This is a genomic window from Rhizorhabdus dicambivorans, from assembly GCF_002355275.1.
GTDB lineage: Bacteria > Pseudomonadota > Alphaproteobacteria > Sphingomonadales > Sphingomonadaceae > Rhizorhabdus > Rhizorhabdus dicambivorans.
Window position 1 is genome coordinate 3,072,238 of sequence record NZ_CP023449.1, and the last position, 14,457, is coordinate 3,086,694.

Sequence of the window (14,457 nt, forward strand, 5' to 3'; positions counted from 1 at the left end):
AATGCCGAAGATCAGTGAACGGTGACGTCGAGCCGGCGGAAGCCGCGCAGCACATTGTTGATATGTCGTTCGCTGTCGTGCAGTTCGATCCGCTTCACCCTCCGGGCGAGCGCCGTAAGAAGAGCCGTGATCTCCATCCGGGCAAGATTGTTGCCGATGCACTGGTGCACGCCATGGCCGAAGCCGAGATGGTCCATCGCCCGGCGCCGGACGTCGAAGCGGTTGGGATCGTCCCATTTTCGCGGATCACGGTTCGCCGCCCCATAGGACATGATGATCCGCGACCCTGCCGGGATGGTGACTCCGTCGATCACGACGTCGCGGGTCGCGACGCGCGAGAAATTCTGGATGGGTGACTCGATGCGAACCACCTCGTTCACCGCATTGGGAATGATCGAGGGATTTTCCCGCAATATGTCCCACTGGTCCGGGTTCGTGGCCAGGAGCATGATCGCCGCGCTGGTGGCGAAGATGGTCGTGTCGAGGCTCGGCCCCATATAGTCGTTCATCATCACCGGCGCCTGCTCGCGCCTGATCTCGCCGCGATCCGCCGCCTCCCATATCTTGGCGGCCCATCCCCCGGGCTTGAGCTTTCCGGGAACACATTCCGTGAAGGCATATTTCACCATCTCTTCCACGGTCGGGAAAGCGTCGAGCGTCCGCTGGTTCATCGGGCCGAAGCAGTCGAAATTCGCAGCAGCCCAATCGAGCATCCGCTCGCGACCTTCCTCGGGGAGCCCGACGAGCTCGGACACCAGCGTTACCGGCAGATATTGGGCGAACTCCGTCGCGGCGTTGAAGCTGCCCTTCGCGACGAGACGATCGACCAGCGACTCCGCCTCGTTCGTGATCTTGTCGGTAAGCGCCTTGAGTTCACGGGGCAGCAGAGGTGCGATAAGCACCTTTCGCATCGCGGCGTGCTCCGGATCGTCGCTGCACAACACGATGCCCTGCAGCGTGTCGTTCATGCGGTCGTTCATCATCACGCCTTTGGCGGACGTGAAGGCCTGCCAGTCGGCCAAGGCACCCTGCACATCGGTGAAGCGCGTCAATATGAACATATCGATCTGGCTCAGCCAGACGGCACCACCCTGTTCGCGCAGACCTTCATAGACGGGATAAGGGTTCAGCAGATTCTGCGCGCTGAAAATATCTACGTCCGAGACGGGTGTGACGCGGCTGCTCACCACCACTTCATCCGGCCCAGCCATCTTGCCCCTCTCCTATCCGATTGTCTTGATGCCGGCTCAAAGGCCTGCCGACTGATTGCCACCGGTCTTTATTGTTGTCAAGACAACGATATTCTCTTACGACCATTTGAGTGGATCCCGCCGACCAGGCGGATCGAGACAGTGAAGATCGGCAAGGCCGGTCGGAACAGGCAAGGACGAGGATGATGGGAATGATCGTTTACGAGCACGCTGAATCGGTGTGCTGCCACAAGGTAAGGATCGTACTGGCGGAAAAGGCGATCCCTCATCAGGTCCGGAACATAGCCCTCGAGGCCGGCGAACAGCTCACCCCCGCCTTCCTTGCCGTCAATCCGAAGGGCGTTGTTCCGGTCATCGTGGATGAAGGCCGCACGATCACCGAGTCCTCGATCATCACCGAATATCTCGATGATGCCTATCCCCAGCCGCCGTTGATGCCGAAGGATGCCTATTGGCGTTCACGGCGCAGGAACTGGGCTCGCTGGATCGATGACGAAATGCATATCCCGCATATCGCGACGATCAGCTTCATCATCGCTTTCAACCAGGCCTTTCGAAAGCAACTGGACACAAAGGAAAAGCTTGAAGCCTATCTCGAATCCATCCCGGGAGCGGCCCATAAGGATACGATGCGGGCAAGCTTCGAATCCGGACCGGATTCCGAGCGCATGAGGACATCGATCGGCGCCTATCAGAAATTCATCGCGGCCATGGACGAGGCGCTTTCGGAAAATGACTGGCTCGCCGGACCCGAATACTCGCTCGCCGATATCGACGTCGTTCCCTACATCTGGCGCCTGCGTAACCTGCAGCTCTCGGGGATGTGGGCGGATCGCCCGCGTATCCAGGATTGGCTCGATCGCGTGACAAGCCGGCCCGCCTTCAAGACCGCGGTCATCGACACCGCGCTGCCCTCCTGGATCGAGCTCATGGAATCCACCGGGCGCGAGGCGTGGCCCACGATCAAGTCACTGCTCCGCTAGCTCGGAACGACAGATCGGAAATCGCAGATCGATCGAATGGGGAATGGCTGCCAACATGCGACGCATTGCTATCGAAGAAGCCTTCGTGACGTCCGAGATCGTCGCCGAATGGAAGAAAATACTGAAAAGTGGGAAATGCGAACCGGGTTTCCGCAAGATGGGAGAGACCATCTTCGCCGAAAATCCCGGTAACAGCGTACTTCACGCACGCCTGCTCGACATTGGGCCTTCCCGAATAGCGCATATGGATAGTGTCGGCATCGCCATGCAGGTGCTGTCGATGACATCCCCCGGCGTCCAGGTTTTCGACCCCGCCCTTGCCAGCCGGCTGGCTTCCGATGCCAATGATGCACTGGCGCAGGCCATATGCAGCCATCCGGACCGCTTCGCGGGGCTGGGTGCGGTAGCTCCTCAGGATCCTGCCGCCGCAGCTCGTGAGATAGAGCGGGTACGATCGCTGGGGCTCCACGGCCTCATCATAAATTCGCACACATTTGGCGAATATCTCGATCTGCCCAAATATCGGCCCATCTTCGAAGCCGCCCAGGCGGCGGATCTGCCCATCTACCTGCACCCACGTGAGCCGGGACCAAGCCTCGTCGCTCCGTTTCTCGATTATGGCCTCTATTTCGCAGGCTGGGGCTTTGCGGTCGAAACCGGGCTGCATGCGATGCGGCTGATCATGTCGGGAACGTTCGAACGCTTCCCGAAGCTGAAGATCATTCTCGGCCATATGGGGGAAGGCATCCCTTTCTGGCTTCAGCGCATCGACAATCGCTACCTGTTGCAGGTGAAGATCGGCGCCGTCGAAAAGCTGCCCCGGCTTCCCAGCGAATATTTCCTCGATAACTTCGTCATCACCACGGCCGGGGTCACATCGATGCCGGCGTTGAGGCTGAGCCTCGACGTTCTCGGCGTCGACCGGATATTGTTCGCCGCCGACTATCCCTATGAAGACGATGCGGAGGCGGTCGGCTTCCTCGATAAAGCAGACATATCTACCGAGGAGCGGGAACGGATCGCCTGGCGGAACGCCGCCGGGCTGTTCAAGCTCGATATAGGCCCATGCTGATGTTCCGCCCGAGCGCGGCGTCGCAGATGCGCTTCCAAAACAGCCCTGGCGGAAAGGCGTAGCGCGCAATGATCGAACAATCTCCTGCGGCCGGGCTTGCCCCTGAGGGGGCGGGCCGATCTTCGGATCGCGATCGTCCGTCTGGCCTCATTGACTTCCATCATCATTTCCGGCCGCCCGGCGCGCCGGAGGCGATCATGCAGCTCATGTCCCGATGGAGCCCCGAAGGCGCCGTCGCGGAGATGGACGGAGCCGGAGTGCGCTCAGGCATGGCCTTCGCGGTGCCGGTCCTCGGCGCCGATGCCGCCGTCAGACAAACCGCAGCGCGCCGCTGGAATGATTTCGGGGCTGATCTCGGCGCGCGCTTCCCCGGCCGGTTCGGGCATTTCGCCTCGCTCCCCCTTCCCGACACCGATGCTTGCCTCGCAGAGATAGACTATGCGGTCGGCAGCCTTCACGCGGACGGCTTCGGCATCGCCACCAATTACGATGACATATGGCTCGGAGACGAGCGTCTATGGCCTGTCTATCAAGTTCTCGACGCTCTGGATGCCATCGTCTTCGTGCATCCGCGAGACGCACCTTGCTGCGCACCGGACAAATTGAGCTACCACCGTGACGTCATGGACGGGTCCTGGCTGGAATGGCCGATGAACACGGCGCGTACGATTTTCAGCCTCCTCGTGTCGGGCACGCTTCGCCGCTTCCCGCGCATCCGGTTCATCTTCTCCCATGCCGGAGGGGTTATGCCCCTGCTGGTAAGCCGCATCGAAGGATTCAGCGGCTGGCCTCATGTGGGCGAGGCCGGGTTGGCCAGGCTGTTTCCCAACGGCCTGCGATCGGAATTGGGCCGCCTTCATTTCGAATGCGCTCAGGCCTATTCCCTCACGAACATCGCAGCGCTTCGATCGATCGTCCCAGATACGCAGCTCCTGTTCGGCAGCGACTATCCGATCTTTCCGCTCGCGCACGCCGCGACGCAATTCGGAAATCTGGCACTGCCCGTGGAGTTGGAGACGCGGATCGCGCACGGCAACGCGGCAAGCGTGCTAACGGCCCGGCATCACGCCCGATAGCTCTCCCGAAAGGGGCGCCTCGGGAATGCGTCAAACCCTGTCCACGTCGCGTGCCGACCATGCCAGGATCAACCAGCCGATGGCGAACACCCCCATCCCCGTCCTTGCGATCACGGCATTGACGGAAAGCCATCCGATCGCCTGCGCGTAGTTTGGCAGGCAATAGAGGGCGATGCCTCCCAAGAAGAAGGCGGGAGCTAGCCTCGCGGATTTGGCGCCTATGTTCATGAATGTGGCGCAAGCCAACGTGGCCATTCCGTGCATGAACTGGATCTGCGCCGTTGCTCGAACCAGGGCTTCCTGCGCGGGCTGGAATAATGGACCGGCAGACGACAGGAGCACAGCCAGCGCGAAAAGCCCGTTGAGCGCGCCCAACCTCATCCAAACCGCCCGCCGCCAAACAGAATATCCCGAGGAATAAGCAGCAAGAGGCCGTCGAAGCGCGCCGATCGGATCGATCATCCCGCCGCCGTCATTCCGCAGACCTGGGTAATGCTGTGGCCTTCCTTGGTCAGGCGTTGCTGATGACGCTCGATTACCGCCGCGAGCGGCGGGGGCATCGTGATCTCCGTCGCCCAGCCGGGGCGGTTGCTGAGCCGCTTGTACCAGGCGCCCATGGCCGGGTGCTGCGCCGCCAATGGATAGCCAGCGAGCACCATCCGGTGGGCATAGATGAACCACGCAATGTCGATGATCGTGAGTTCAGCACCGAAGAGATAGTCCGAATCCGCGAGCCGCGCCTCTACGCCGGCAAATGCGCGGCCCAGCGCCGCAACGGACTTGCGCGCATCGGCTTGCGATACCCGCTGTTCACCATAGGTCCGCCAATAGCGGATTTCCTTCTCCTTCTGCGCATCCGGCTCGCCGGCCACGGTAGAAGCGCCGAAGCGGCGATAATTCTCAAGGTCCTTTGCCGATTTCGGCGGCGCGGGTGTCTCGAACAAGAAGTGGAAGGTGACGTTGCGAATATCGAGATGGAGGTCGTCCTCCGCGCGCAATATCGCTTCCGCCTCGCCGCGATTGGCTGCCGGGATGAGCACCGGCTGGGGGAATTTGTCTTCCAGATGGAAGATGATGTCGTTGCTCTCGATATGCACGTCGCCGTCATCCACCAGCGCGGGAACCAGACCGCGCGGATTGATGCCGAGATAACGTTCCGAAATATTTTCGTTGGCCCCTAGATCGATCGGATGCGACTGCCATGCGATCCCCTTCTCGGCAAGAACCAGCCTGACCTTCTGGGAACAGGATGAAAAATGCGCATGGAAGAGGTGCAGGCCCTTCCACTCCGTGACTTCGCGGGTGAGGATTTCCCTATCCAGCAACTTGACCATTTCACTCTCCTTTCGCGACATATTCGCATCCATCAGGCATGGCGCATTTTTCCAGCACCCGGCCCTGGCTGGCCTTGCGCCGCGAATGGGTTGAAAGGGGCCTTGCCGCACAGAAGCCGCCCATATTCCTCCGCGCAGCTTTCATAGTTGAACTGCGCGTGGATGGTCGCGACACGGACGTCACGCGCGTAGCGCTGCATGGGATTGGCGGCCTGGATCGTCGAAGCGCCACTAGCACGATGCAAAATCTCGACCGCTTCGGCACAACCGCGGACCGACGCGGCGACATCGAACTTTATCTTAGCAAGGAACATCGGATCGAACGCTTCGCGAGCCTCGGCCCGGCGGTCCATCTCCTTTGCGTCCTCGGTCAAGACACGCTCAGCCGCATCGATACGCAACCTGACTTCGGCGAGTTGCAGATGCGTCACGGCCGCATCCGCCTGAACGGCGTACATCGTGGCCGTAATGGCCCGCTTCCCCACCCGCGCCATGAAATAATCGAGCGCGCCCTTTGCCATGCCCAGCGGCGCCGCGCCGGACAGCAGGGAGGTGAAGGCGACGAAATTATTATGATAGACGGCGTCAGGCGGCGGCGCGGCATCGGCACGCGCGCCGAGAGTCGGCAGAGCGCGATGCTCCGGCACGAAAACCGGCGTGCGGATGCGCACGGTGTTGCTGCCGGTCGCCTTGAGGCCGCTGACGTTCCAGTCGTTGAGTATCTCGAGATCCCCTGCCGGGATCAGCATCATCCGGTGATCGGGCGCGGCGCTGCCATCTTGCACGATCGCGCCGAGAAACGACCACGCCGTATTGGGTGAGCCGCTGCAGAACGGCCAGACCCCTTCGACCATATAGCCGCCTTCGGTGGGGGTTGCCTTTCCGGGGCCCGACGCGGTGAGCACGCCGGATACGCGCGGCCCTACCCATTCCATGCCGAAGACATCCTCCTGCGCCTTTTCAGGCAGCATCGCGACCCACCGGTCATGCGTCGTCGTGACCCAGCTCACCCATCCGGTGGACCCGGCGATCTTCCCGATCGCCGTGTAGACGCGCAGCTGTTCCGCGACCGGAAGCGCAAGGCCGCCATAGGCGCGCGGAATGCTCATCTGAAACGCGCGGGTTGCATCGAGCGCTGCGATGGTCCGGCCGCTGAGCTGACGAGCCTCTTCTTCGGCAAGCGCCAGTTCCTGTAGCTCCGGAGTGATCCTGGTTATCGCCGCGACGATCTGATCGGCACTCTCGATGGTCGCGACATTTTCATTCTCATCGGCGAGCGTCGCCATATTTCACTCTCCTTTCGGGATGGTTCGGAAAAGATTGGAGTTCCGCCGATCGAACGACGGCCAATTGCACGATGATCAGCGCGGCCCCGGCGATGACGCCCAGAAAGGATGCGCCGATGAAAAGCAGGGAAGGATGCCATTTCAGGGCGATTAGAAAGCCTATGAGGAGAGGCGCTCCCGCCGCGCCGAAGCGCCCAACCCCGATCGCCCACCCCAATGCCGTGGCTTTGACGGCCTCGGGAAATGTTTCCAGGACGAGATTGGTCAACCCGGTGTGAAAGGCGCACATCGTCGCCGCGATGATGAACGTCATCGCATCGACCATGTCCGGTTCGTGAACCACCATCGACAATGCCAGCATCGCCGCGATCGACACCAGTATCTCGACATACATGACCCGATAGATATCGAAACGCGAAGCCAGCCAGGCTTGGCCTACGGTTCCGATCGCCCCACCCAGGCCGAACATCGCCGCGGCGTTCACCGCCTCCACCGAAGATAGCCCGGATTTGATCAGCAAGGTCGGAGTCCAGCTGAGGAAGAGATGGAGAACCGCCGAATCGATCAGGAACGCTATCCAGAATAATGCCGTCAGCTTGCGAAACCGCGCGGAAAGCAACTGCGCGAGCGGCTGCTTGTCAGGGCGATCGCCGCCGGCCCGGTCCTCATCGACCAGGACCGCATCGATCCTGGATGGCCCGAACAGCCTGTGAACCGACGATATCGCTCGGGCGTGATCGCGGCGGCGCACCAGGAAGGTGACGGATTCGGGGATCAACAGCGCCGCCCCCGCCGTGAGCACCAATGTGCTGATCCCGGCGATGACGAGCAGCAGGCTCCACGGCCCATGGCCCGCGACGAGCTTTGCCAGGATGCTTGCCAGGGCGGAACCGAGCGGCACGAAGGCCAGCATCAGCGATACGATCAGCCGCGAATGTCGTAGCGGCGAAAATTCCGACGCGAGCGATATGAGGATAGGCAAGGCCGCGCCAAGCCCGAAGCCTGTCAGAAATCTGATCGACAGCAGCTGGACCAGCGTTTCCGCATAGGCAGTGGCGATCGTGCATGCGCCGGCGAGCACCATCCCCAGCATCGCGACACGTTTCCGCCCAAGATGATGGTCGGCCAGCGGGCTCAGCAGCAAGGCGCCCGTGATCGCGCCGAAGAACGCCGATGAGAATATCATGCCGAACGAAGAAATGGGGATGTCGAGATCCCTGCCCATATCGTGTGCGATCAATCCGAGAAGCTGGTTGTCCATGCCGTCGAAGATCACCAATAGGCCAAGCATCACCAGAACGAGGGCCTGCCGGGCGACCAGCCCGCCCTCACGGATGCGCCCTGAATAATCGAACGCAGTGCTTGCCGAAGTCATCGCTGGTTCCATTCGACACCATCTCGCCGCCCGATCGACCCCACCGGTCGCATATGGCCGACGCCTCTCCTGTTTCCTGTGCTGAGGTGTTTCCGCTGGTCAGTCGGTCCGCAGCCAAAGCGCTTCCTGCTCGCGCAACGCGGCCACCGTCTCGGGCCTGTCAGCGCCCGGAAGATCGTCCCTCGGCGACAGCCCGTCACGCTTCAACAGGTAAGAAAGATACCGATAGGACTGGCGATGGGAATCGAGCTGGGCCTGATCGAGAACAAGCCGGCTGGACGGATTGCACGCCATGATCAAATCACGAATATAGACGACGCGCAGTCCGGCTATCAGCCAGTCTTCGCCGGATCGAACACTGCGCCAGAACAGGCGGGTATGCCCTTCGAAACTTGCCTCGACGCCATCAACTCTTAGAAAATTTCTGAGCGTACACGGCATCTCGGCTATAGCCCGGTCGCCCCTCACCTTCACGTTGACCGGCTGAAGGATATGGAAATTCAGGTCATCCTTGTCGCCGGATGCCTTCATCCTTTCGAAGAATTCCTTCGTCCTGGCGACGAACGCATGCCCGCCTCCCTGAAACCAGGATATGTCGATCGAGGAGTCCCGGTGATAGCAGGCCGCCATCGCCTCCCAATCGCCGTCATCGCGAGCCATGCGTTCGCGGGTGACGACATCGGCGATGGCCAGCCTGTCGAGCAGCGTGCCGTTCTGTACCATATCCTCTCCCAGCTCGAACGTCGCCTGGCGGCGCATGTTGAAAACAGTCGGATCCACCGGTCAGAGCCGTGTCACCGTCATCGGCAATCGCTGAAACCCGAACTCGTTGAAGGTCCCGCCTACGAAGGGTGTCGGAGGATCCTCGGAGGAGAGCCTGAGTGCTGCGGTCCGGGCCGCGACCACTTCCAGCGCGATGCGGCTCTCGAGCCGGGCGAGCCAGCTGCCCAGGCATGTATGTATGCCCTGACCGAAGGCCAGATGCGCGCGACCTTTGGCGTCGGGCTCGAACGCATCGCCGCTTTCCGAAGTGGCGCTATCCAGATTGGCCGCCGCGAGCATGAGCATGATCAGCGATCCGGCGGGAATGGAGACGCCGTGCAATTCGATGTCGCGAGTGGTGATGCGCAGAACGCGGTGGAATGACGGACGTGTGCGAAGCACTTCCTCGATATAGGATTCTATCCAGCCCGCCTCGGCGCGCATCCGCTCCAGATCGGTCGGGCGTTGGGCGATGGAATAGAGCGTGTTGCCGATCAGGTTGGTGGTCGTCGAATGGCCTGCCACGAACAACAATGTGGCGAATTCGATCAGCTGGCCCGAGGTCAATTCGCCTGCTCGGTATCGATCCGCCAGCGGAGCGATCACGCCGTCGGGCGCATAGCTTCTGTTCGACACGATCCCAAGGATCAGGTCCGCTATCGTCGCGCTGGCGTTCGCCACTTCGGGCGACGGCGACACGCCGATGCGCCTCGCCTGGGCCGCCTCGGCAAGAAGCACCGAAAGCTCTCGCACATCGCCGGCCTGCCCCTCGGTGATGCCGAGCAACAGGCTCATCATGCGGATCGTCAGAGGGCTCGCGAAGTCGTCGATCCCGTCGCAGTCGCCCTTTTCCAGGCAGCGCTCGTAAAGCTCGGTCGCCGCGCGGCCGATCTGCTCCGATCGAACGGCGACAGCGCTGCGCGTAAAATGGTCCGCGACCATCTTGCGCAGCCGGCCGTGCTCGGGCGGGTCGGAGAACAGCAGGATGTCGATCGGCGTCGTCCGGCTGGAGAAGCCCCTCGTGTCCATCAACACCGCGCTGACATCCTTGCGGCGGCTCAGAACCCAGCAAGGCCGGCCGAAAAATGCCGTTTTCAGGACGGGGTGGTTTTCCCGGAGAAGCGGATAGAAGGGAAAAGGGTTCGCCTGCAGATCGGGATCCGCCAGATCGAAGCGCTCGATGAGGAGGGACGCGGACATCTCAATCTTCCCTGTCGGCGAATATGTCTTCGAGAAGATCGGTCGTCGAGCGCCAGGCACGCGCCGCCGCCACCCGGTCATATCGATTGAGATCAGGCCTCCCGAAGGCGGCTGCGTCGGGAATGCTGAAGCTGTGCGTGACGCCGCCATAGACGTGCATCTGCCAATCGGCCTTGGCGTCGCCCATTTCCTTCTCGAAACCCGCCCGCTGCGCCTCGGAGACAAGGTGATCCTCCGCCCCGTTGATCACCAGTATCTTGGCTTTGATATTGGCCGCGTCGGCCGGACTTGCGGTGATGACCGGTGTGTGGATACCGATGGCCGCCCGAATGTCGCCCCCGCTACGGGCCAGTTCGAGCGCGAACACCCCGCCGAGGCAGTAACCGACAGCCGCCACACGCTCAGCATTGACCTGCGGAACCGCGCGGACGGCGTCGAGAGAGGCGCGAGCGCGTATGCGGATGAGCGCGGGATCGGACGTAAGGCGATTTATGATCGGCATGACCTTCGAAAGGTCTTTGTCCATCGTCTGGCCATTGCCGTAGAGATCGCATGCCAGGGCCGCGTAACCGAGGCTGGTCAGTTTTCTCGCCAGATCGAAATAATGCTCTCCGAGCCCCGATCCACCCGGGAATATGAGAACCGCCGGATACAGCGATGGGCCATCGGGCATGAACAGCTGGCTCGCTAACTCGATATTGCCCGCTTTATATTTCAGGATTTGGGAAGCCATGGATGTCACCTCTATTCCGATCGACCGTGGGCGCGGGACATTCGCCTGCCATCCGCGCATCTCCGGGATTTCGCGCCACTCTCGCGGAAATGCGGATCGGCGCTCATGCGCCGGTCGCGGGAACGATGCTGTCGGCGATACCGTTGGCGAGATCCTCCGCCACGGGCTGGAGCATGGGCGTGATCAGCAGGTTGAGCACGCCGCCCGCCATGCCGGTCGCCTGGATGGTCAGCCGAAACGTCAGTTGCGTTTCGCCAACCGCGCCGCTCTGCGGCGAAACGGAGGACGAAGATCGCTTGCCCGTCAGCAGACCGAGTGCGTGCCGCGCCATCCATGCAAGCAGCCGCGAGAGCCCTCGCGTTTGCGGCTGGCGTGAAAGTGCGGGCTGCCCTGCCGTCAGTTCCCGCGCGATGAAATTGCCGTTGCCGACGACCGGCTCGTTGACGCCCTCTAGCGTGAAACTCACCCGCCCGCTTTCGTCCCATTCGGTGACCAGCGCCTTGAACTCGGCCACGCGGGTCAGCCCGCCCAGCTCGCCCTTCAGATACCAGATCGATTCCGTATCGCTCAGCTTCTCGTGCCGCTGATAGCCGGTCACCCGCGGCGCCCAATTGTCCATGTCGCGCACGAACGGCCAGACTTCGGAAAACGGCGCCGCGACGATCCGCTCATGTTCTACAGAAGGCATGGCTAGAACCTGTTCCCGTTGGCCGCCGCGTTACGACCGGCGATATGGCCGAATACGAGCCCCGGGCCGATGTTGCCGCCCCCGCCAGGATAGGCCATGCCAGTGAAGCCTCCGCTGACATTGCCGGCGGCGTAGAGACCGTCGATCGCGCCGCCGCGCACGTTCATCACTTCGGACTTCGCGTTGATCTTGGGCCCGCCCTTCGTGCTGAGCACGCCCGAATAGACCCGGCAGGCATGGAACGGCCCGCGCTCGATCGGGCCCAGCGTCTGCAACGTGCCTTCGCGCGACTGATCGCCATAGGCCAGGTCATAGCTGCTGCTGCCCCGCCCAAAATCGGGGTCGTGGCCCTGCGCGACATGCGCGTTATACCGCTCCACCGTCGCTTCCAGCCCGTCCGGATCCACCCCAATCTTCCCGGCAAGCTCGCGCAGGCTGTCCGCCGTCTCCATCCATCTGGGAACCGGATCGCCGGGAAAGCGGGTGGCGAAGGGATAGCGCTCCATATAGCCGCTATCGACGATGATCCAAGCCGGCAGGTTCGGATAGTCGAACGTCATCGCATCGAAATTGTGCATGGCGCGCCCGACATCGCTGTAATTATGCGCCTCGTTGACGAAGCGCCGGCCTTCCCGGTTCACCATGATCGACCGCGGATTGGCGCGCTCGCTTCCGGTCAGCCGGTAAAGCTGTCGTCCTTCATATTCCTCGCCCGGAATGCACAGCGATGGCATCCATGCCGCTTCCTTCGTGTTCGCGACCGCCGCCTGTGCCTCCATCGCCATGATCAGCCCATCGCCCTCGTTGAAGGGCGGGCTCAGCGGCGCCTCGATCGGGCCTGCGACATGGTCCTTGACCAGCCCCTCGCTCCACTCGAACCCGCCGCTCGCCAGTATCACCCCGCGCCGCGCGCCGATCCGGTGCGTCTGGCCTTCGCTTTCATATTCGAGGCCGACGACCGCGCCGTCGTCGATCACCAGCCGGCGCGCCCGCGCGTTCCGCCGGAACGCCACCCCCTTGTCCAGCGCGCCCTTGATCAGACCCGCCATCAGCGCCATCCCGAGACCCACCAGTCCCTTCGCTATCCGATTCCCGATTACCGCGGGGTCCAGCAGATCGAGGCCATCGGTCACATCCTGCGCCGATACCGGGATCAGGAACATTGGCGACTGGCGCAGATGCGGGCGCATCTCGCCCAGTGTTCCAGCAGGAAACAGTTGCGGCGAAAGCGTCCGGCCGAATGTGCCTCCGGGCTTTTCGGGTTGATAATCCGGCCTGCGGATGGCGATGAACGAAAGCGGCGTTTCGCCTTCGATGAAGCGGATGACGTCAGGCGCCGCATCGACAAAAATCTCGGCCAGCTTCATGTCCATGCCGCCCAGCGAAAGGCTGCGCAGATAGGTCAGCGCCTGCTCGCGGGAATCGCTCGACCCTACCTCGCCCATATGATCGTTGTTCGGGATCCACGAGCCGCCGCCGGAGATGGCGCTGGTCCCGCCGAACTTGTCGCTGCGCTCCAGCACGAGCACATTTGCGCCATGGTGCTGCGCGCTGAGCGCCGCCGATACTCCGGCCGCGCCGGAACCGACCACCACAACGTCGAGGATCTCGTCCCAGCCTCGCATCTGCCGTCATCTCCTATGCAATGGCCCGGTCCGATGCCGGGCTCGATCTTCAAAAACATCATAACGTCATTTATGTCAAGATGACAAAATTGATAATAATTTTGCAGTGCCGATTTTCGTCCACTATACGATTCAAATTATTGATATTATTCGATTTTATTATTTCAGAATTTCACGCGCTTTGGATGTAGCCTAATCGCAATCAGCGAGACCCTTATGGGTCGCCGATCCTCGGAACGCGCGCGGCAGCGCAGCCGCATCGCCATGCGGCATCACGCCTTTCATCGAAGGCGAAGCAGACCGGCTTCAGCCTTTGGCCGGCGCGTCCCCGCCTGGGCCGTCGATCGGCTGCCACCAGCCAAGCTTTGCCGGCGCTTCTCTGCAGAGCAGCGCATAGGCTTCCGCAACGATCTTGTCCGCTTTCCACGATGAAAGCCCGAAGGCGCGCAGCACCATCGATGTCATGCTGTGAATAAATGCCGGGTCGTGCTGGCCGGCGATAATTCGCCGGATAGCCTCATGCTTGGCGCCCATCAGAAGATCAGCGGCGGTATCCACCGATTCCACATTGAACTCGCCGGCTTCGATGCCCCGTCTTATGTTTCCCCTCACCCCGGTTGCGACCAGGGCATTTTCATCGAGCAGATCCAGGTGGATGATGAACGCGCCCCAATTTGCATCCATCAACGCGCGCATCAGGAAGGTCTGAAATCCAACCGCGGTACGCAGCACGGGATCGTTGATCACATCGTCCAGCGCGCCGATGCCCGCCGTCATTTCCTCCGCCAGCTCGAAGGCCAGTTGAATCACGGCTTCGTCGAGCGAGTCGAAATAGGTGTAGAAGGTGCCGCGCGAGACGCCCGCATGCCGGACAACCTCCTCGATCACGGTCGAGCCGGTGAGCTTCCTGCCGGAGCATACGCTGAGGATGGATTGCATCAGGTGCGCCCGCATACGCTGGCGCCTCTCCCGCGCTACGCGCGTCCGGTGATTTTCGCGCGGCAGTGGGGGCGTATCGCTGTCGGGCTGCGCCGCGACAGCCTTGTCTGCTCCATTCCCCACTCGCTTCCCTCTCGAAAGAAATCGCATGTCACTTTTGTCATGATGACATG

General features: G+C 61.8%; 14 protein-coding genes. 3 read left to right on the forward strand and 11 right to left on the reverse strand.

All coding sequences use genetic code 11. The features are described from left to right. Positions 1 to 11: 11 nt before the first annotated feature. On the reverse strand, positions 12 to 1,211 hold the full coding sequence (locus CMV14_RS14515) for a cytochrome P450 (protein ID WP_066969616.1): 1,200 nt from the start codon (positions 1,209 to 1,211) through the stop codon (positions 12 to 14). A 110-nt stretch (positions 1,212 to 1,321) separates the two neighbouring features. Here CMV14_RS14515 and CMV14_RS14520 point away from each other — a divergent pair, with 110 nt between their 5' ends. The 3 genes from CMV14_RS14520 to CMV14_RS14530 all read left to right on the forward strand — a co-directional run bounded on the left by CMV14_RS14520 (position 1,322) and on the right by CMV14_RS14530 (position 4,342). Beyond that, complete coding sequence (locus tag CMV14_RS14520) at positions 1,322 to 2,194, forward strand: glutathione S-transferase family protein (protein WP_139114804.1); 873 nt, start codon at positions 1,322 to 1,324, stop codon at positions 2,192 to 2,194. Positions 2,195 to 2,249: 55 nt separating this feature from the next. Then, positions 2,250 to 3,266, forward strand: coding sequence for an amidohydrolase family protein (locus CMV14_RS14525; protein WP_066969655.1), 1,017 nt, complete (start codon positions 2,250 to 2,252; stop codon positions 3,264 to 3,266). 206 nt (positions 3,267 to 3,472) lie between these two features. Beyond that, positions 3,473 to 4,342 carry an amidohydrolase family protein gene (locus tag CMV14_RS14530; RefSeq protein WP_238147303.1) on the forward strand — a complete coding sequence of 290 codons (870 nt, stop codon included), beginning with the start codon at positions 3,473 to 3,475 and terminating at the stop codon, positions 4,340 to 4,342. A 30-nt stretch (positions 4,343 to 4,372) separates the two neighbouring features. Here CMV14_RS14530 and CMV14_RS14535 read toward each other — a convergent pair whose 3' ends face one another. The 10 genes from CMV14_RS14535 to CMV14_RS14580 form a co-directional block, all read right to left on the reverse strand. Continuing rightward, positions 4,373 to 4,804 (reverse strand): DUF423 domain-containing protein, encoded by a 432-nt coding sequence (locus CMV14_RS14535; protein WP_139114805.1) that lies wholly within the window; start codon positions 4,802 to 4,804, stop codon positions 4,373 to 4,375. Continuing rightward, complete coding sequence (locus tag CMV14_RS14540; RefSeq protein ID WP_153046163.1) at positions 4,801 to 5,787, reverse strand: glutathione S-transferase family protein; 987 nt, start codon at positions 5,785 to 5,787, stop codon at positions 4,801 to 4,803. Before CMV14_RS14540 ends, CMV14_RS14535 begins: the two co-directional genes overlap by 4 nt. Then, the gene (locus tag CMV14_RS14545; RefSeq protein WP_066969626.1) at positions 5,709 to 6,962 is read right to left on the reverse strand and encodes an acyl-CoA dehydrogenase family protein; all 1,254 of its coding nucleotides are present in this window, start codon (positions 6,960 to 6,962) and stop codon (positions 5,709 to 5,711) included. The genes CMV14_RS14540 and CMV14_RS14545 overlap by 79 nt, the downstream gene beginning before the upstream one ends. Next, positions 6,943 to 8,337: an MFS transporter gene (locus CMV14_RS14550; protein ID WP_176489152.1), complete on the reverse strand. Its 1,395-nt coding sequence runs from the start codon at positions 8,335 to 8,337 to the stop codon at positions 6,943 to 6,945. Before CMV14_RS14550 ends, CMV14_RS14545 begins: the two co-directional genes overlap by 20 nt. A 99-nt stretch (positions 8,338 to 8,436) precedes the next feature. Then, positions 8,437 to 9,096 carry a nuclear transport factor 2 family protein gene (locus tag CMV14_RS14555; protein WP_139114806.1) on the reverse strand — a complete coding sequence of 220 codons (660 nt, stop codon included), beginning with the start codon at positions 9,094 to 9,096 and terminating at the stop codon, positions 8,437 to 8,439. Between the two features lie 24 nt (positions 9,097 to 9,120). Further along, positions 9,121 to 10,299 carry a cytochrome P450 gene (locus tag CMV14_RS14560; protein WP_066969632.1) on the reverse strand — a complete coding sequence of 393 codons (1,179 nt, stop codon included), beginning with the start codon at positions 10,297 to 10,299 and terminating at the stop codon, positions 9,121 to 9,123. Between the two features lies 1 nt (position 10,300). Further along, entirely contained in the window at positions 10,301 to 11,032 is a 732-nt protein-coding gene (locus tag CMV14_RS14565; RefSeq protein ID WP_066969634.1) for a dienelactone hydrolase family protein, read from the reverse strand. Between the two features lie 103 nt (positions 11,033 to 11,135). Beyond that, positions 11,136 to 11,720, reverse strand: coding sequence for an SRPBCC family protein (locus CMV14_RS14570; RefSeq protein ID WP_066969636.1), 585 nt, complete (start codon positions 11,718 to 11,720; stop codon positions 11,136 to 11,138). 2 nt (positions 11,721 to 11,722) lie between these two features. Next, entirely contained in the window at positions 11,723 to 13,345 is a 1,623-nt protein-coding gene (locus tag CMV14_RS14575; RefSeq protein WP_066969638.1) for an FAD-dependent oxidoreductase, read from the reverse strand. Between the two features lie 306 nt (positions 13,346 to 13,651). Then, entirely contained in the window at positions 13,652 to 14,284 is a 633-nt protein-coding gene (locus tag CMV14_RS14580; protein ID WP_176489151.1) for a TetR/AcrR family transcriptional regulator, read from the reverse strand. Between the last annotated feature and the right edge of the window lie 173 nt (positions 14,285 to 14,457).